At 41.5% G+C, this 19,137-nt stretch carries 17 protein-coding genes; 8 read left to right on the top strand and 9 right to left on the bottom strand.

Features of this window, described 5'->3' with window-relative positions; translation table 11 throughout:
- Nucleotides 1-8 precede the first annotated feature (8 nt).
- Genes rlmH through leuS form a run of 6 tightly spaced genes read right to left on the bottom strand, consistent with a single transcriptional unit; the run spans nt 9 to nt 5,673 of the window.
- Entirely contained in the window at nt 9-479 is a 471-nt protein-coding gene (gene rlmH, locus A7968_RS15760; protein WP_064667528.1) for a 23S rRNA (pseudouridine(1915)-N(3))-methyltransferase RlmH, read from the bottom strand.
- 48 nt (nt 480-527) lie between these two features.
- Nucleotides 528-845 carry a ribosome silencing factor gene (gene rsfS, locus A7968_RS15755; RefSeq protein WP_064667527.1) on the bottom strand — a complete coding sequence of 106 codons (318 nt, stop codon included), beginning with the start codon at nt 843-845 and terminating at the stop codon, nt 528-530.
- Nucleotides 846-898: 53 nt separating this feature from the next.
- Nucleotides 899-1,534, bottom strand: a complete 636-nt coding sequence (gene nadD / locus A7968_RS15750) for a nicotinate-nucleotide adenylyltransferase (protein ID WP_064667526.1) — start codon at nt 1,532-1,534, stop codon at nt 899-901.
- A gap of 16 nt (nt 1,535-1,550) precedes the next feature.
- Nucleotides 1,551-2,588, bottom strand: a complete 1,038-nt coding sequence (gene holA, locus A7968_RS15745) for a DNA polymerase III subunit delta (RefSeq protein WP_064667525.1) — start codon at nt 2,586-2,588, stop codon at nt 1,551-1,553.
- Nucleotides 2,588-3,082 (bottom strand): LPS-assembly lipoprotein LptE, encoded by a 495-nt coding sequence (locus A7968_RS15740; protein WP_064667524.1) that lies wholly within the window; start codon nt 3,080-3,082, stop codon nt 2,588-2,590. Before A7968_RS15740 ends, holA begins: the two co-directional genes overlap by 1 nt.
- A gap of 2 nt (nt 3,083-3,084) precedes the next feature.
- Nucleotides 3,085-5,673 carry a leucine--tRNA ligase gene (gene leuS / locus A7968_RS15735; RefSeq protein ID WP_064667523.1) on the bottom strand — a complete coding sequence of 863 codons (2,589 nt, stop codon included), beginning with the start codon at nt 5,671-5,673 and terminating at the stop codon, nt 3,085-3,087.
- 185 nt (nt 5,674-5,858) lie between these two features.
- On the opposite strand from leuS, the gene A7968_RS15730 reads away from it, so the two are divergent.
- The 3 genes from A7968_RS15730 (at nt 5,859) to bamJ (ending at nt 9,285) form a co-directional block, all read left to right on the top strand.
- Nucleotides 5,859-6,317 (top strand): zinc ribbon-containing protein, encoded by a 459-nt coding sequence (locus A7968_RS15730; RefSeq protein WP_064667522.1) that lies wholly within the window; start codon nt 5,859-5,861, stop codon nt 6,315-6,317.
- An 80-nt stretch (nt 6,318-6,397) separates the two neighbouring features.
- A complete protein-coding gene (locus A7968_RS15725; protein WP_064667521.1) occupies nt 6,398-8,806 on the top strand; it encodes a Lon protease family protein in 2,409 nt (802 codons plus the stop codon).
- A gap of 2 nt (nt 8,807-8,808) precedes the next feature.
- The gene (gene bamJ, locus A7968_RS15720; RefSeq protein WP_064667520.1) at nt 8,809-9,285 is read left to right on the top strand and encodes a BamJ family beta-barrel-assembly machinery protein; all 477 of its coding nucleotides are present in this window, start codon (nt 8,809-8,811) and stop codon (nt 9,283-9,285) included.
- 47 nt (nt 9,286-9,332) lie between these two features.
- Here bamJ and A7968_RS15715 read toward each other — a convergent pair whose 3' ends face one another.
- Nucleotides 9,333-10,772: a sugar porter family MFS transporter gene (locus tag A7968_RS15715; RefSeq protein ID WP_064667519.1), complete on the bottom strand. Its 1,440-nt coding sequence runs from the start codon at nt 10,770-10,772 to the stop codon at nt 9,333-9,335.
- 357 nt (nt 10,773-11,129) lie between these two features.
- Between A7968_RS15715 and A7968_RS15710 the strand changes: the two genes are divergently transcribed.
- Complete coding sequence (locus tag A7968_RS15710; protein WP_064667556.1) at nt 11,130-11,651, top strand: hypothetical protein; 522 nt, start codon at nt 11,130-11,132, stop codon at nt 11,649-11,651.
- On the opposite strand, the gene A7968_RS15705 is transcribed toward A7968_RS15710, so the two are convergent.
- Nucleotides 11,648-12,175, bottom strand: coding sequence for a CIA30 family protein (locus A7968_RS15705; RefSeq protein WP_064667518.1), 528 nt, complete (start codon nt 12,173-12,175; stop codon nt 11,648-11,650). The genes A7968_RS15710 and A7968_RS15705 overlap by 4 nt on opposite strands.
- 85 nt (nt 12,176-12,260) lie before the next feature.
- On the opposite strand from A7968_RS15705, the gene A7968_RS15700 reads away from it, so the two are divergent.
- A complete protein-coding gene (locus A7968_RS15700) occupies nt 12,261-12,992 on the top strand; it encodes a hypothetical protein (protein WP_064667517.1) in 732 nt (243 codons plus the stop codon).
- A gap of 119 nt (nt 12,993-13,111) precedes the next feature.
- On the top strand, nt 13,112-16,354 hold the full coding sequence (locus A7968_RS15695; protein ID WP_064667516.1) for a S41 family peptidase: 3,243 nt from the start codon (nt 13,112-13,114) through the stop codon (nt 16,352-16,354).
- Between the two features lie 118 nt (nt 16,355-16,472).
- On the opposite strand, the gene A7968_RS15690 is transcribed toward A7968_RS15695, so the two are convergent.
- Nucleotides 16,473-17,123, bottom strand: coding sequence for an NAD(P)H-binding protein (locus tag A7968_RS15690; RefSeq protein WP_064667515.1), 651 nt, complete (start codon nt 17,121-17,123; stop codon nt 16,473-16,475).
- Between the two features lie 212 nt (nt 17,124-17,335).
- On the opposite strand from A7968_RS15690, the gene A7968_RS15685 reads away from it, so the two are divergent.
- Together A7968_RS15685 and A7968_RS15680 are read left to right on the top strand one after the other, a co-directional pair.
- Complete coding sequence (locus tag A7968_RS15685; protein WP_064667514.1) at nt 17,336-18,052, top strand: enoyl-CoA hydratase/isomerase family protein; 717 nt, start codon at nt 17,336-17,338, stop codon at nt 18,050-18,052.
- A 64-nt stretch (nt 18,053-18,116) separates the two neighbouring features.
- Nucleotides 18,117-19,106, top strand: coding sequence for an RDD family protein (locus A7968_RS15680; protein WP_064667513.1), 990 nt, complete (start codon nt 18,117-18,119; stop codon nt 19,104-19,106).
- Nucleotides 19,107-19,137 lie beyond the last annotated feature (31 nt).

Raw genomic sequence — 19,137 nt, 5'->3', positions numbered from 1 at the left:
AGTAAGTATTACTCGCGATGATACGGGTGGTTATTTTTTAAGCTCCAGCCTCTGTAAAGGCTTTCAGCAACAATAATACGCACCAATGGATGGGGCAGGGTCAAATTTGATAGTGACCATTTTTGCTCTGATGCAGCTATGCACTCGGGTGCTAAACCTTCAGGGCCGCCAATTAGCAAACTGACATCGCGGCCATCCAGTTGCCACTTTTCCATGTCTTTTGCTAATTGGTGAGTATCAAGCGCTTTGCCTGTTACCTCAAGCGTCACAATACGATTGCCTTTAGGGATTGCGGCTAAGGTTTTTTCACCTTCAATATGCAAAATTCGTTTGATATCTGCATTTTTACCACGTTTGCCTGCGGGAATTTCAATTAACTCCAGTGCCATATCTTTTGGAAAGCGGCGCTGATATTCTGCAAAACCCGTTTCTACCCACGCTGGCATTTTAGTGCCAACGGCAATCATCTGTATTTTCACGTGTTACATCCAAACTCGGTTAAAAATTAGTGAGCGTTTAGCTTGGTATTAGCTCCATAGTTTTTCGAGGTCGTAATAGCTACGTGCTTGATCTTGCATTACGTGTACGATTACATCGCCTAAATCAACCAGTGCCCATTCACCATCTGTTTGGCCTTCATAACCTAGTGGCTCTTGACCTGCGTGACGAGCTTCTTTTGCTAAATGGTCTGCAATTGACAATACATGACGCTTTGACGTGCCAGAACATACAACCATAAAGTCGGTGATGTCTGAGCTTGCAGTTACATCAATATTAACCACATCACGTGCTTTCATATCGTCAATTTTGTCTATTGCAAAGGCAAGTAGTTGTTTCGTATCCAAGGTGTTATCTCATTTAAAAGTGAATAGCTGTTATTTTATCACGCAACCAGTATTTATTCATCACTTAGATAAAGTTGCTGTGATTGAATATACTGACCCACGGCACTGGGTAGAAGTTCATTGTAATTTATACCCTTTTTTATCGCTTCACGAATATCACTAGAAGCAATGGCCAGTTCTTCGCCGGTTAAAAAGTATAATTTGCCGCCCGGCTGTGCTGCAAGCTCTGCGCTATCGCTACATTCAGCCGCTTGTTGGTAGGTTTTTAATTCACCATGGGCACTGCATGTAAGTCCGGGGCGCTGAAATACCACAATATGGCACAACTGAGTAATTGTTTGCCACTGATACCATTTATCTAAGTTATTAAATGAATCCATGCCAATTAAGAACAAGATTGGCTGCTGAGGATATTGCACACGCAGCTCTTGCAAACTTAATAGTGAATAAGAAGGGCCGCTGCGGTTTAGCTCGCGTAAATCGAGCTGAAAATAAGGGTAAGGTGCAATGGCAGCATGGAGCATCGCAACGCGGTGTTGCGTGCTTATTCCTGGTGCTGCTTTATGAGCTGGGATTGCACAGGGCATAAAGTATAAAGTTGTTAAATTAAAATGCTCGACACAATGCTTAGCCATATTGATATGGCCTAAATGAACGGGGTCGAAAGTCCCACCAAACAGTGCAATCATCATAAACGCCTAATAATTAGTTGAGCGGATGCGCAGGCAAAGGAAACGCCAATGGTTGGCAAAATACTAAACAAATATGTGCTAATGCTTGATACGGTTTGACTAAATTACCTTGCTTATAACTGGCATCAAATTGGGCCAAAAGTTGGGTTATTTGTTCAAGCGTTGCAATTGATAAACGATTAAGCGCTTGTTGGATTGGCCCTTGCTGGTTTTTCCAGATCGCGTTTTGCTTAAATAAAGTCGCTAGTTGCTCACCTTGCTGTAAACCTAACTGTAGGGAAAGTAAGGTGTTTGCTTCTTTAGTTATGGTCCATAAAATACTGACCGCTTCGGTATTATCGCCTGCGAGTTTGTTTAATACCTTAATGGCTTGGCGGCTATTACCTTGCAGTAAGGCATCACTTAAATCAAAAATATCAAACTTGGCTTGATTTAAAAGCCCTTGTAATACTTGCTGTTGGTCGATCAGTGCAGTGCCATGTAATAACGACAGCTTTTCGAGTTCTTGAAAGCAAGCTAATAAGTTACCTTCGGTGGCATCGATCAAAGTACGTTTTGCATCGTTTTGCATATTTATTTGCAAACGCTGACATTGCTCGTCTAACCAACGGCTAAGGTGATTACCGGTGAGCGGGTAGCAAGGCACAAAAATACCCAGTTTATCAAGTGACTTAAACCACGCGCTGCGTTGGATATCTTGGCTTGCTTTGGCCCCTTTAACTATCAATACAGTATCAGGGTTATTCAAATCCAATAATTGCTTGAATGTTTGACTACCCGCAATTCCTGGTTTTTGGAAATTAAGGTCCAGCTCGATTAACGTACGGGCACTGAATAACGACATACTCTGATATTGAGCTATCAGTTCTTGCCAATCAAAGCCCGGCATTAAAGTCAATTTAACGACTTCATCAAAACCTTGCTGTTTAGCTGTTTGGCGAATTTGCTGGGCGCATTGCGCCACTTGAAAGGGTTCTTCACCAAACACTAAATAAAAAGGCTGTAAGCCTTTTTTTAATTCATTAGGTAATTGATTCGCATAACAGCGCATTACAGTTGCGACAGCTCTCTGGTGATACGACGGCTGGCTTGCATACGAATTTCATTAAGTAATAGTTCTAACTCTTTCGCTTTAGCAAGTGCGTTATCAGGATCGTCTTGGTAATTACGATACAACTCAAAACTTTGCTCAACGGCATCTTTACCTGGGCGCTTGAGTAGGTAACGGACACTATAAGCCAGCTCGTATTCAGCAACTTGGCCATTTTTAAATAATGACAGTGTTTGACGCTCTAAACGATCTTTATATAAATACAGTTGCGCTATGTTTTTCTTCGGTGTGTCGAGTAACTCTACTTTGCTTAATGTGAGTTCTTTTTCAAGCATCGCGAATAACGCTGATTTCTCATCATCACCGCTTAACGTTAGGGTGGTTAAATCATCAGGCAGGCTTGATGCTTTTTTAAGATGAAAGCCACAGCTTGATAATAAAAAACAGACTAGCGCTAAGGCTAGTCCGTTTTTAATGGCACGAATAGCAGCCATAATTAGTTAGCTACCACGTTAAGTAGTTTACCTGGTACGTAAATAACCTTGCGGATAGTAACGCCATCAGTGAACTTAGTAACATTGGCTTCAGCAAAGGCAAGCGCTTCAACTTGCTCTTTAGTTGCATCGGCTGACACAGTTAATTTAGCGCGTAGCTTACCGTTAACTTGTACGATGATTAGTTTTTCATCTTCAACAAGCGCTGACTCATCTACCACAGGCCAAGACGCATCTAAAATATCACCTTCTTTACCAAGCTCTTGCCATAATTGATGTGACAAATGCGGGGTAATTGGGGCAAGCATAATTAACAATGCTTCCAGTGCTTCATTGGCAATCGCAACATCTTGCTTGTCAGCTAAAGGGGCTTTTAACAATTTGTTAGAGATTTCCATGATTGCTGCAATTGCCGTGTTAAATGTTTGACGACGTTCAACATCATCTGTCACTTTAGCAATGGCTTTGTGTAGCTCACGACGTAACACTTTTTGCTCATTGTTCAAGGCTGCTTTATCAAGCGCTTGGAAGCCAACCATGTTTACGTCAACTGCGTATTTCCAAATACGTTTAATGAAACGATGTGCGCCTTCTACACCTGAGTCAGACCATTCAAGGGTTTGCTCTGGTGGCGCGGTAAACATCATAAATAAACGTACTGTATCTGCGCCGTATTGAGCGATAACTTGTTGCGGGTCGATACCGTTATTTTTCGACTTTGACATTTTGCTCATGCCAGATGAGAACACAGGTTCACCATCGGTTTTATGCCATGCTTTAGTTACGCGGCCTTTGTCGTCAGTTTCGGTTTCAACATCACTTGGTGAAATCCAAATATCGCCACCTTTTTCATCTTTACGGTAGAAAGTTTCAGCAAGTACCATACCTTGGCATAGTAAGCGCTCAAATGGCTCATCTGAGTTTACTAAGCCAAAGTCACGTAATAATTTATGGAAAAAGCGTGAATACAATAAGTGTAAAATTGCGTGTTCAATACCACCGATGTATTGGTTTACCGGCAACCAGTAGTTTGCAGCTGCTGGATCAAGCATGCCTTCGTCATGGCGAGGGCTACAGTAACGAGCATAGTACCACGATGACTCCATAAAGGTGTCAAAGGTATCGGTTTCATGAAACGCAGGAGCACCGTTTACAGTGGTTTTAGCCCACTGTGGGTCTGCTTTAATTGGTGAGGTTACACCGTTCATTACCACGTCTTCTGGCAAGCGTACTGGTAGCATACCTTCAGTGGCTGCAAGTTCATTACCGTCTTCATCGCTTAACATTGGGATTGGTGAGCCCCAATAACGCTGGCGGCTAACACCCCAGTCACGCAGACGGAAGTTTACCTTACGTTCACCCACACCAAGTGCTTCTAACTTATCGGCAACAGCATTAAATGCGTCGTCGAAAGCAAGGCCATCAAATTCACCTGAATTTACTAATACGCCTTTTTCAGTGAATGCTTCATCTTTTAAATTAACTTCAAGCTCTGAGCCTGCAGCAGGAGCAATCACTTGTTTGATATCTAAACCGTAAGCGGTCGCAAATTCATAGTCACGTTGGTCATGGGCAGGTACTGCCATAACCGCACCTGAGCCGTAATGCATCAATACAAAGTTTGCAACCCAAATTGGCACTTGCTCGCCAGTTAATGGGTGAGTAGCATAAAAGCCAGTCGCAATGCCTTTTTTCTCCATGGTTGCCATGTCAGCTTCAGCAACTTTGGTGTTTTTACATTCTTCAACAAAGCGTGCTACTGCATCGCTGTTTTTAGCCGCTTCTTGCGCGATAGGATGGGCTCCGGCAACAGCAAGGTAAGTTACACCCATAAAAGTGTCAGGGCGAGTAGTATAAACGCTGAATTTTTCGTTGTTATCGGTGCGGGTAAACTCGATATCTAGCCCTTCAGAGCGGCCAATCCAGTTACGTTGCATGGTTTTAACTTGCTCAGGCCAATCTTCAAGTTTGTCTAAGTCATCTAGTAGCTCTTGCGCGTAGTCGGTGATTTTAATAAACCATTGTGGAATTTCTTTTTGCTCAACCACAGCGCCAGAGCGCCAACCGCGGCCATCAATTACTTGCTCATTAGCCAGTACTGTTTGATCCACCGGATCCCAGTTTACCGTAGACATTTTTTTGTACACTAGGCCTTTTTCATACAGCTTAGTGAAAAACCATTGTTCCCATTTGTAGTAATCTGGGTGGCAGGTCGCAATTTCACGATCCCAGTCATAACCAAAACCTAATTGCTTAAGTTGGGTACGCATGTAATCAATGTTTTCGTAGGTCCATTTTGCTGGTGCTGTTTTGTTTTTAATTGCCGCATTTTCAGCTGGTAAGCCAAACGCATCCCAACCCATAGGTTGCATGACGTTTTTGCCTTGTAAACGTTGGAAGCGAGAAACAACATCACCGATAGTGTAGTTACGAACATGACCCATGTGGAGTCGGCCGCTTGGGTAAGGGAACATAGAAAGGCAATAATACTTTTCTTTGCTCTCATCTTCAGTGGCTTTAAATACTTGGTTTTCTTCCCAGTAGGCTTGGACTTTTGACTCTATGTCTTGTGGGTTATATTGCTCTTGCATCTACGATTCCAGACTTCTTGCAAACTAATAAAAAATTGTCGATAGGATACCCCAAAAAAAGCGCTATTCACAGCGCCAAATTGGCGCTTTTTATAAATTCGCAACTAAATTAGTTTTCAGGGCAGGTTAACCTATACTGATCTAATCTGAGTGTTGATTTTTCATCATTTTTCTAGGAGCACACAATGGCTGATTATAAAACGTGGTTAACAGACTTGAGTACATGGTTAAAAGATGTAAAAGAACATGAGCTCAAGGATGCAATGGACAAGTTCATTGAATCTGAGCAGGCCCTCAAAGATTTAGGGCAAGAAAAACTAACTTTATACCGAGAATATTTAAAGCGTGATATTGACCATATCCAAGAGCATGATCAACACTATGATTCTCTTGCATGGCAAGAACTTAAAGAGTCTTTGTGGTTTGAGCTGTCGCACATTGAAGACAAAACTCAACTGGAGTGGCACGCATTAAATCAAGATTTTAAGCACAATGGGGTTTATCACCAAGGTGAATGGATAGCCATGGGCACATTAGTATGTAAGAATTGCCAACATAGTTATGATATTTACCACGCAACGCAAATTACAGCTTGCTCTGAATGTGGTGGTATTTACTTTAGCCGCAAGGCATTACAACCATAAATACATAGTGAGCAGTGCGTTTTATGTGCGCTGACACCACCCTAACATCAACGAATATGTTGGTATAAAAAGAAGTTAGAATGACGAAAAAACTGCTGCCATTATCTGTGTCGGCCCTTGCGCCGACAATTTCACTTAATCATGTGCAAACGTGCATGAACAATCCATACCCAGAAACGCTGACCTTCATTGGCCAACAACGTGCACAAAGTGCGCTTGATTTTTCACTGGGAATGGAACTACCTGGTTACAACGTATATGTAATGGGCGAGGCCGCTCATGGTCGTTTTACATTAGTAAAAGACAAGCTTGAAGCACACAGCAAAGGTCGGCCAACACCAAACGAATGGTTATACGTAAATAATTATGACGACCACCGTGAACCAATCGCGTTATTCATGCAAGCAGGTCAAAGTAAGCAACTTGCCGATGACATTGATTCATTTATCGACGAAGTACTGGATACCTTTCCGGCAGCGTTTGATAATCCAGCCTATCAGCGGAAAAAGAAAAAAATCGATCGTGAATTTAACGACGCCTACGATAGTGCAATTACCGAAGTTGAAATAGCAGCTTTGGAACAAAGCGTTGCCCTAATAGAAGAAAAAAGTGTGGTGGGTTTTGCCCCGCTTATTGATGGCAAACAGTTAAGTGATGCTGAATTTGCTGAGCTTGATGATGAATTACGTGAACAATTTTACGAAGTGATCGAAAAGCTCGAAGATGCATTAATCGAAGCACTGATTGAGTTACCACGTTGGAAGCGAGAATCTTCTGAAAAACTGCGCAATTTAAAAAAATCCACCGCAGAGCTGGCAACCAAACCATTACTTAAAGATCTTGAACACAAATACGCCGCCCATATTGGCGTACTGCGTTATTTAAAAGATATTCGCGTAGAAATTATCGATGCGGTGCTTGAGTGGCTTGATGACGAAGATGTCAGCGACGAAAACAAAGAAGACTTTGACCGTAAAGGTATGTTGACTGATTTTTTTGCGCCTAATATTTTAGTTGAGTTTAAAGAAGGTGATGCCGCACCTGTGGTATACGAGCCAAATCCGACCTTTGGCAATATATTTGGCAAAATAGAGTATGCGACGTCGCAAGGCTCGTTGATCACCAGTTACCGCTCAATTCAGCCTGGTGCATTGCATCGTGCGAATGGTGGTTATTTGATCATGGACGCCGAAAAAGTGATGGCTAACCCGCAAGTGTGGGATGGTTTAAAGTTATCGCTGAAAACCCACCAAATTAAAAATGATTTACCCTATCAAGACAGTGCCGTTGGCAGCAGTTTTACTCTACGCCCGCAGTTAATTCCGCTTGATGTGAAAATTATTTTGCTTGGCTCACGTGAATTGTATTACACCATTGGCGAGTACGACGAAGAATTTGCTGAGCTATTTAGAGTGCTCGCTGATTTTGATTATTACTTACCAAGCAGTGATAAATTACAGTATCAATTTATCACTAAAGTACTTGAGTATTGTGAAGGCACGCTAAAGTGCAGCTTAACGGAATCTGCGATGGCGCGACTGCTTAAGTTTAGTTATCGCCAAGCGGAGCACCATAATAAATTATCAGCGCGTTTTGCCGATGTATTAGAGTTAGTTGCAGAAGCAAGCTTTTATGCCAAACAAGATAATCTAAGTCTAATTGATGCGCATCATATTGATGAAGCTATTGAAGGTAAGCAATATCGCACTGGGCAAATAAGTGAAAACATGCTCAGTGATATTAAAGAAGGGCACACGTTAATTGCCACCGAAGGTCATGCGGTCGGTAAAGTTAACGGTCTAACGGTATTGCACATTGGTGATACGTCATTTGGTACACCGGCACGCATAACCGCCACGGTATATGCTGGCGCCGATGGCGTAATTGATGTTGAGCGCGAAGCCGAACTCGGCAAAGCCATTCACTCCAAAGGTGTCATGCTACTGACCGGTTATTTAGGTAATAAATATGCACAGCAGTTTAGTTTAACGCTCAGTGCTAATATCGCCATTGAACAAAGCTATGGTTACATTGATGGTGACAGCGCATCACTAGCTGAGCTTTGTGCATTGATCTCTGCTATTACAAGCTTACCTATTAGTCAATCAATCGCGCTGACCGGCTCAATTAACCAACACGGTGATGTACAAGCCATTGGCGGCGTGAATGAAAAAATAGAAGGCTTCTTTAAGCTGTGTAAAATGCGTGGTTTAACATCACAGCAAGGCGTCATCATCCCTAAATCGAACCAAGTTAACTTAGTGCTAGATGATGAAATTCTTAACGCGGTAGAGCTAGGTAAGTTCCATATTTACGCTGTTGAAACAGTTGACCAAGCGCTTAATTTATTGATGGATATAGCCGCTGGTGAACTTAAAGATGGGCAATACCCAGAAAATTCAGTTAATGGTATTGCTTTGGCGCGATTAAGTGAAATTGCCGATATCGTTAATGGTGATAACGACGAAAAAGAACACGAGAAAGAGTGATTATGATCAATATTTTTTTGGCGGTAGTTATCGCCATTTTATGTTTTTTAATTTTTAAAAATAGTAAGAAATTAAAACAACAAGCACTTGCTAACGCACAAATTGAAGCGGATTTTTTGCGTGCGAATAGCCAGGTTGATGGGGTTTTTGAGACGGCATCGGGCCTGCAATATAAAGTTGTGCACCGCAGTGACAATGAAACTAAACCTAGCCCAACGAGTATGGTGAACGTGCATTACCATGGCACTTTAGTGGATGGCACTGTGTTTGACAGTTCAGTTGAACGTAATAGCCCGATCAGCTTTGGCTTGCACCAAGTGATAAAAGGTTGGACTGAAGGCCTGCAATTGATGAGTGAAGGGGATAAGTTTACTTTTTACATCCCTCATCAACTTGCCTATGGCGAAAAGCGAGTTGGCAGTATACCTCCTGCCTCGTTACTTATATTTGAAGTTGAATTACTTAAAATAGAGTCTTAGTTGAAAATAAATGGCGAAATAAATACATTCGCCATTTTAAACACCGTTTACATGGCTTCTAGCTTGATACCGCGTGTTTCTTTTATATATTTAACAATAAAAAATACGCTAATAAAGGCCGATAAGGCATAAAACCCATAGGCACCCGCTAATCCAATACTACCGAGCATAATCGGGAAGGTCATAGTAATGGTAAAGTTGGCAAGCCATTGTGCACTTGCTGCAACTGCTAAAGCAGCACCACGAATTCTGTTATTAAACATTTCACCTAACAGTACCCAAACGACCGGACCCCAACTTAAGCCAAAAAACACCACAAAAAGATTCGCCATAATCAAGGCGAAAGTGCCCATGTTTTCACTTAGTGCCAGTTTACCTGCTGCATCGAGGCCTGCGCTACCAAAGGTATAAGTCAATGCGCTTAAACTAATAAACATACCAATACTACCTACTAGTAATAATGGTTTTCTGCCGACTTTATCTATCAGTGCAATTGCAATAAAAGTAGATAAAATATTGGTAGTACCTGCTAATACGTTGATAAATAAAGATTGTGACTCATCAAAACCCGCAGCTTGCCACAGCTCAGAGCCGTAATAAAAGACCACGTTAATGCCTACAAATTGCTGAAAAACAGACAACGCAATACCAACCCAAACAATAGGGTGGATTTTCTTTTTACCATCAATAAATAAGTCACGAATACTTGGTTTTTTATCGCCATGCAGTGACTGTTTAACATCGTCTATTTGTGATTGAGCATCATCATTGGATATTTTACCAAATACCGCTTTGGCTTTATCTAATTGGCCTTGGGCAACTAAATAACGCGGTGACTCAGGTATAAATAATACTCCCAGCAGAAATAATCCCGCAGGGACTAGCTCAGCCCAAAACATCCAGCGCCAAGCCGCCAGTTCAAGAATAAAAATACCTTCAGCGCCATTTGCCGCCGAAGCGATCAAGTAATTACTTAAAAAAGCAGCAAATAAGCCAAGTACAATCGCTAACTGTTGCAACGTCGCTAAGCGTCCACGTAAAGCCGCCGGTGCGACTTCAGCGATGTAAGCGGGCGCTAACACCGATGCTGCGCCAATACCTAAGCCACCAAATAGACGATAAAAAATAAATTCTGCGGAGCTGTCAGCAATGCCCGAACCAAACGCGCTAATGGCAAATATAACTGCAGTGATGATCATGATTGAGCGGCGGCCAAATTTATCAGCAAGTGGGCCCGCAGCGAGCGCACCAAGTGCACAACCCAGTAATACCGACGCAACATTAAAGCCTGTTGCTACACTGCTTGAGTTAAACGTTTTTCCAAGTGCCGACACCGTTCCGTTGATAACTCCGGAGTCAAAGCCAAATAAAAAGCCACCAATTGCTGCAACGCCAGATATGAATATAACATAAAGTAGAGAATGGCAGCTTGTTGGTGAAGTATGATTCGGGCTATTGATCTTGCCCGACGATAAAGGTGTTGTCATGGTGATATACCTGATTATTGTTGTTGCGAATTATATTGTTGAAAATGATTTTATCAGAGCTGACCCTTTCATAACTAATATTAAAGTTATTATTAAGCACTTCAAGTAAACCTGTCAGTTCGCAAGTTTGACCATGCTGGTTACTTGTACATATTTAAACGCTCATTATTAAAGCCCAATATACCCAAGTCATCTCAAGGTGCTAACCCCGCATCTTGGGTATACTAGCCGCTTTTAGTCTTTGGGTAATTAAGGAGTTGGTTATGTCATACAGCAATGGATGAGGCTGATGAAATAGTGCTTAAGCTTTTTTATTTTATGCCGATACCTTTATTAGGACCATTTCAGGATGAAATAATGAAAATATCACCAGCCATAAATTTGCCTAAAGCTGAGGGCTTTCAAACGAATAGTGATAAGCGATTACAGCAACAGCAATCCCAAGATGATGAGCCTAAATATACGCTGTCTGAGTTTTTAGATGCCAAAGCACAACAATACAGCGATGAAGATGCCAGTTTTGCAGGCCAATATGAAAACTTAGAAAAAGTATACGACGATTTAGAGCAAAAGATTAATGTGCTGCAAGAGCAAATTAGTAAGCTCAAACAAAACCCAATCCAACGCCATCTGCAGCTAGAAAGTGGCACTGCAGAGGTGGTTAAACCTGAACAAAGCAAAGGACAGCAAAGTTTAAATATTCAACCTGAGCACACCGGCGTTAAGCGCTACAGAGAATCCCAGCAACAAGAGCAAGTAGATATCTTGCTGCACCAGCTTAATGAACTGCAATCTCAGCAAGCAGAAGTTAAGCAACAGATGATGGATATGGTTATTACTGAGCTCAAAAAGCGAGGTAACGAAGAATATAAACTTTAATCTGCAGCTGTTGCTTTATTAGTAAACGCTATTTGTTTTAACTCTATTTTAAAATTACCTTGTTGTTTCTTTGCGATCATCAGGCCTAACTGTTGAATATCATTAAAATGTAACGTTGCTTGCTGCTGTAAAGCTTTACCGCGATAAGTTAAGCTGAAATCATCCGCTGAAAAGGTAATAACTTGCCATTGATTTTTTAATGTTGCAAATGAGGTTGTATACGCTGGTCCGTCTAGGAACTGACTTGTTCTTAAGCGAAGTTGATACGTTTGACCATCTCCTTTTAACCGTAAAGATATGAGATTGGCGTTTTCTTTATTGGTGTTTATTGTTGTGCGTATTGAAGCAAAGCCCCCATTATTTTCAAGAGAAACGTGGCCTGTAAAAATTAAGCTATTATCCTTCTCATAAGCTTGGCTGGTCGATAAACCGCCCATGACTGAGTCATTAACTATTTGCCAATGCAGAGTTAAATCGCCGGAACCTGATAGTAACAGCAAACTAGTTGTAGGGTTTGTTTTCATTTTTTATCGCAAAGCTTTGTGTTATAGATAAGCTCAATAATACGTATGTTCAGATAAATTGATCATTTTTTTTAATAGGGAAAGCATGAATTCAGATAAATTTTTTAAATGGGTATGGAACTTAAATGGAATTATTTTATTAGTCGGGGTTTTAATTGCTACTGCGTTAATTTCAGTCCAACTTGTTACAATAGTATTTAATGATAACGACGTTGAGCCACCGGCATTAAATTTAGCAGATGATAAGAACGAAGAAGAAAAGTGGCGTTTGGGCTACCCGCGAAGAGTAGGAGAAACGGACTTTTATTATATAGAGCTTGAGTCTGAAAAGTTAACGGTTGAAGCCGATACCGAACGTGGGTTAGGGCAAGTTGTAGAAAATTTTAGTGGTTCCTCTTATTATAAACATAGGCCAACACGGTCAAAAAATGTGATGTTTATCAATGGTAAAACAAACTATGCAAATTGGCTTTTTGATACGACAGCTCAGTTGATTACTGATATTTCTCCATTGTATTTATCTGAATTTGATTCGCAGTCAAAAGCGGCGGGTATTGCCTATCATGTTATTAAAAACGACACAAATAACGACGGCCTTTTAAGCAACGAAGATAAAAGCACTTTTGCATTAAGTAAAATTGATGGCAGTGGTTATAGCGAGGTTCTTACAGGCTACGACCGCATTCTTGAGTACGCTGTTAATGAACAAGGCAATTTGTTTATGTTGTTTATCGATAATGCTGACGTGTTTTCAATGCTCGTTGATTTAACTACATTTAAAGTCATTGATAAAAGGCAGCTACCTAAAGTAGGCTAAATAGAGCGGCTAACTGTTATTGCTCATGAACGTTATTTACACTCTGTTACAGTAATTTGTCGAACAAAGCTGCAATCCATTTTTATGTTGTTATGATGATATAAAATAACAACATAAGGATGGTTAAGTTGAAATTACGTACTTTTTTAACCGCAATAGCAGTAGCAGTGTCACCGGCAATCTCATCGGTGGCTCTAGCTTACGAAACACACGACACGCGCTTATTGCGTTTCCCTGATATTCATAAAGAATCAGTCACCTTTGTGTATGCCGGTGATATTTATATAGCAAATATCAAAACGGGTAACAGCACGCGCTTAACTGATCATATTGGTTTTGAAACCTTCCCTAAGTTTTCACCTGATGGCAGCAAAATTGCTTTTTCAGCGCAATACAATGGCAGCCGCCAAGTGTATGTAATGAACCGCGACGGCTCACAGCTAAAACAGTTAACTTACTACAATGATGTGGGTGTGATGCCACCGCGTGGCGGGTTTGATTATCGCGTACTTGATTGGACGCCAGACGGTAAGCATATTGTATTCAGAGCTAATCGCACACCATATGGTAAGCGTGTCGGACGTCCTTACATGGTGCCTGCTGATGGTGGCTTAGAGCAGCCATTGGCTATACCTGAAACGGGCGGCGGCATGCTATCACCTGATGGCAAGCAGTATTTATATACCCCCATTGACCGCGAGTTTCGTACTTGGAAGCGTAGTCGTGGTGGTCGTGCACAAGATGTCTGGATTTATAATTTAGAAAATAATACCTCAAAACAACTAACCAGTGATCCTGCTACTGAGCAGCAACCGACCTGGGTGCACGACAACATTTACTATGTTTCTGATAAAGAATACACCTTAAACTTATATAAACACCAAGACGGTAAAGCGCCTGTAAAAGTCACTAACCACAGTGACTTTGATGTGCTTTGGCCATCAGCAGGTCCTGATGCCATAGTGTATGAAAATGGCGGTTATTTATATCGCTTTGATGATGCTACGGGGCAAACCAAAAAACTGACTATTAATGTCCAAGGTAACCGTGAATACACTATGCCTTACAGTAAAAATGTAGCTGGTTTTATTGATTCAATGGATGTATCTCACGATGGTAAACGGGTGTTATTCACAGCGCGTGGTGAGTTGTTTTCAGTGCCGGTTAAAAATGGTCCAACCCGCAATTTAAGCCATACGCCAAAAGGGCGAGAGATAGCAGCTTCTTGGTCGCCAAACGGTCGCTATGTGGCATATATGAGCGATGAAAGCGGCGAATACGAAATTTACCTGCAAGATCGTGCTAATAATAATCAGGTTAAACAACTGACCAGTAATGGCACAATTTGGCGTTTTGACCCAGTTTGGTCACCGGACAATAAAAAGCTATTGTTTGCTGATCTAAATCACACCTTATGGTGGCTTGATATAAAAACCGGCAAGCAGCATAAAATTGATACCGCAAAGTATGAAGAAGACGGTTTAACCACCTATATTTGGTCACCAAATAGTGAAGATATTGTGTTTGTTAAAAATAACGAGAACCGTTATGCATCACTGTGGCATTACAATATCAAAGAAAAAGACCTGACTCGCTTGACTGACGATATGAGCAGTGAGAGAAACCCAACGTTTTCGCCTGATGGCCAACAATTGTATTTTACCTCTGAGCGCGACTTTAACTTAACTTTTAGTAGTTATGAATTTGATTATATGTTTAATAATGCCACGCGAATTTACGCGGTTGCAGTAAACAATAAAATCAAACCGCTAAATGCCCCGTTGACTGATGAAACCAGTATTGTGGAGGACAAGCAAGATGACGCCTCATCTAAAGCGCCGAGTAATCATATTGATGGTAAAGGTTTTATGCAGCGTGCGGTGGCACTCAATGCGCCTGCAGGCAACTACGGCGCATTAAGCGGTGTTAAAGATGGCGTATTAACTTTATCTGGCGGTGAACTAAAGCTTATCCCAAATGCTGTTGATGGTGAAGTTGCCACTGTGGCCGCGGGTGTTAGTAGCTATAAAGTATCAACAAGTAGCGAGCATATAATTGCTCGTGCTGGCGATAACTACAGTGTTATTGCGCCTGCCGCAAAGCAAGATTTAAAAGCCACGCAACTAAACCTTGACGACATGGTGCTCAAAATTGATCCGCAAACTGAGTGGGCGCAAATGTACCGCGAAGGTTGGCGTACATTACGTGATTGGTTTTATGATGAAAATCATCATGGTCAGGATTGGGACGCGATTTTAAAACGTTATCAGCCAATGGCAGATGCAATCGCACACCGCGCAGATCTTGATTACGTGTTAAGTGAAATCGCTGGTGAAATTAACTCAGGGCATATCTATGTCAATTCTGGTGATATGCCAACGGCTACTCGTTTGCAACATGGTTTATTAGGCGCTGAAATTAGCGCGCATAAATCAGGCTTTGTGAAAATTGAGAACATTTTTAAAGGTGAAAACTGGCACGAAAACTTCCGTTCACCACTAAACGAGCCGGGCGTTAACGCAAGCGTAGGTGACTATATTATTGCGGTTAATGGCCGCTCAGTAAAAGACGTGGTTAATTTTTATGAGCTACTTGAAAACACTCAGGGCAAACCTGTTGAGTTATTACTCAGTAAGTCAGCAAGTGTTAAAAATAGCTGGAAAGTGTCAGTTAAACCAGTGGCAAGCGAAACAGGTTTACGCTATTTACAATGGACGCAAAGTCGCGCTGACTATGTAGATAAACTCTCTAATGGCCGAATAGGGTATGTGCATTTACCGAATACTCATTACGAAGGTAACCGGTCACTGTTTAAAAACTTCTTACCGCAAACAACGAAAGAAGCCATGATCATTGATGATCGTTACAACGGCGGTGGTTTTATTCCTGAACATATGATCACTTGGCTGGCACGTAAGCCGCTTAATTATTGGAAACGTCGTGGTGTTGAACCGACTAAAACGCCACAGTTTGCGCATGATGGACCAAAAGCCATGTTGATCAATGGCTACTCAAGTTCTGGTGGTGATGCATTGCCGTATTACTTTCGCCAAGCTGGCTTAGGTAAACTCATTGGTACTCGTACTTGGGGTGGCTTAATTGGTATCTCAGGTAATCCAAGTCTTGTTGATGGTGGCTCTGTGATTGCCGCTACCTTTAGAATACTCGATAACGACGGTAATTGGATCATCGAAAATGAAGGCGTAAGCCCAGATATTGAAGTGATTGACCGTCCAGAGCTTATTCATGCAGGACAAGATCCTTCGGTTGAGCGTGCAGTTAAAGAGCTACTTAAAGAACTAAACGCGAACCCGAAAAAACCATTGGTTGTGCCACCGGCACCTACCGAGTTTGGTAAGTGATCAGTCAATTGTTATTACTAAAAAGCCAGCGTTTGCTGGCTTTTTTATCTATTTTTTACACTGAAGTTTTGTAGGTCGCAACGGATAGTGAAAATTGTATTAAATATACTTCATTAATTTAATCTTTAAACAACTCATCTAATTTAAAATACGCTACACCAGAGCCTGACTCAGCACTCAGCGCGCACATTTTTGCTGCAACTTGTTTGCCCGTGATAGGGCGGTATTTTCTTAAACCAGGTAGCATACATAAAATTGGCAACAATACACTGCCTAGCTTTTCACCAATACGAAACTCATTATTACGCTCGCCAAGTAATAACGATGGCTGAATAATGCTTATTTGATCAAATGCTAAAGTTTTAACCGTCTGTTCCAGTTCACCTTTCATTTGTAAATAGGCGTTACCACTATTGGCATTTGCACCACTGGAGGACACGAGCAAATAATGTTGTACGCCATGTTTTACAGCAAGCTCAGCGACTTTTAATTGATAATAAAAATCCACCTTACGTTGAGCGGCAATAGAGCCCGCGGCTTTTTTGGTGGTGCCCAAACATGAAAATAAAATATCTGCTTTAAACAGTTGCGCATGCTGGGCTAAGTGATCAAAATCAACCACATGATTAATCACTTTTTCATTTTTGTATGGTGCAGGGCGGCGAGTGAGGGTAATTACTTGGCTGATATGTGCTTGGTCAACGAGTTGCTTAACTAATTGGCTGCCGACTAAGCCTGTTGCGCCAATTACGATTGCGGTTTTGCCCATACGTCTTCACCCGTGTTTGATTAAATAGTTGAGTAAGCATTGTTATGGATATTTACCTTTAAAACAATCTATTAGTTTTTCACGAGAGCAATTTTTTTAAATAGCAAAGCTAGTAACTTAAACATTAATCATGGCATTATAAGTTAATCTTCCTCAGTAGATTAAAGGGGAGCCTTATCAAATAATGACAATAAAAATATCAAGGTACTTACATGAGCATTATGACATTAACGACTCAAGACAGCGTTGCAGTTATTACCCTAACAAACGGTGAAAATCGTCAAAATCCACAGTTTGCTAAACAACTAAAACAAACACTTGCAGAAGTTGCTGCAAACCAAAACCACAAAGCGCTAGTGATCACTTCAAATGATGAGAAGTGTTGGAGTTTAGGCATCGACACCGATTGGTTGTTACCTGCTATGCAAGCAAAAAAGGCCGATGAAATACGTGGTTTTATGTACGACATGGACGATGTATTTAAAACCTTACTGCTTTTCCCTATGCCAGTGGTAGCCGCTATTAATGGCCATGCTTTTGGTAATGGGGCTATTTTAGCCTGCGCCTGTGACTTTAGATTTATGCTCGGCGATCGCGGCTTTTTTTGCTTCCCTGAAGTGGATTTATCAATCCCATTTTTACCTGGCATGATAGCTTTTGTAAAAAAAGCCATGCCTTACTACCGCTTTAACGAAATGAAACTAACAGGGCGTCGCGTATCTGGAGCAGAGCTGGCAATTGATCACGTTATTGAAAAAGCCTCAACCGATCAGCAAAGCTTACTTAGCGATGCGATGGCATTTGCGGCCACGTTTGATAAAAAACGCACTATTTTTGCCGAGCATAAAAAACGCTTACACAAACAGATAATTCAAATCATTGATGAAGAAAATAAACCCTTTATAGATAATTTGGCTTTAATGGTTTGATAAAAAAGTAATTTGTTAAAGCTGCTGTAACAGCGCGGAATAATGTTTAAGGACGAGAGCATAAATGAAAGTCGAACAAATAGAAGAGTTAGGGTTAACGCGTGCTGAAAGCAGGGAAGTTATTACCCCTTATGCGTTTGAGCTTGATCAAGCGTTATTGGGGTTGCCACTTGCTTCACCGACTCGCCGCGCGCTCGCGATGGTAATCGATGTAATGTTGATTTTTGTAGCAGCAAAACTCAGCGCAGCGTTAATTGCCTTTGTGGCTGCAATGGCTTTTTATAAAGGCACGGCCCAAAAGCATCTACCGAAAATGTCGGTGTTCTGGCGTAGAGTACTAAAAGTGACAGCGGCCAGTATACTATTTGTAAGTTCGTTGGCCGTACTTTCCCTCGCTATTGATTTTTTTGAGGACGATAGCGCAGTTCAAATGCAAGGGATAAAAATTAATAACGACATACCTTTAGCGATCGACGAAAAGCAACTTATCCAAGCGTATTTAGCTGACACTGCGCAAAATTGCGACCAACTCTGCCAAAATAAGGCACTGACTAATTTACAGGCTCAAGTACCGCGCCTTGCTGAAATAGAGGAATTTGAAAACCAACAGCTGACGCGGGTGCTATTGCAAATAATGGTTTCAGCTGATGGTGAGCCGTTAGATCTGGAACCCGAGATTACGCAAACGCAGCCTTCAAATAGTGTGCTGCAGTGGGGCAAGGGCATTATTCAAGATTTAGGCCTTGGCTTTGGCTGGGCTGCAGTGTACTTCACGTTATTTTCGCTGCTTTGGCAAGGCCAAACACCGGGCAAAAAAATATGTGACATTCGAGTAGTGGCACTCAGTGGTGAATATTTAAGTCTATGGGATGCGTTTGGCCGCTACGGTGGTTATGGAGCAGGGTTTGCGACTGGCTTATTAGGATTTTTACAAGTTTATTGGGATCCAAACCGCCAAGCAATTCAAGACAAAATAGCTGCAACCGTTGTGATAAAAGGCAATGTAAATCAGCTGGTAAATACGCACACAATTGAAGAAGCCATTAAGGATTAAGGTTTTTTTAAACGTATGTTGTACGGTTTTA

The organism is Pseudoalteromonas prydzensis, from assembly GCF_001661495.1.
Lineage (GTDB): Bacteria > Pseudomonadota > Gammaproteobacteria > Enterobacterales > Alteromonadaceae > Pseudoalteromonas > Pseudoalteromonas prydzensis.
The sequence above is the reverse complement of the archived record's forward strand: the minus strand, read 5'-3'. Positions and strand labels throughout refer to the sequence as shown.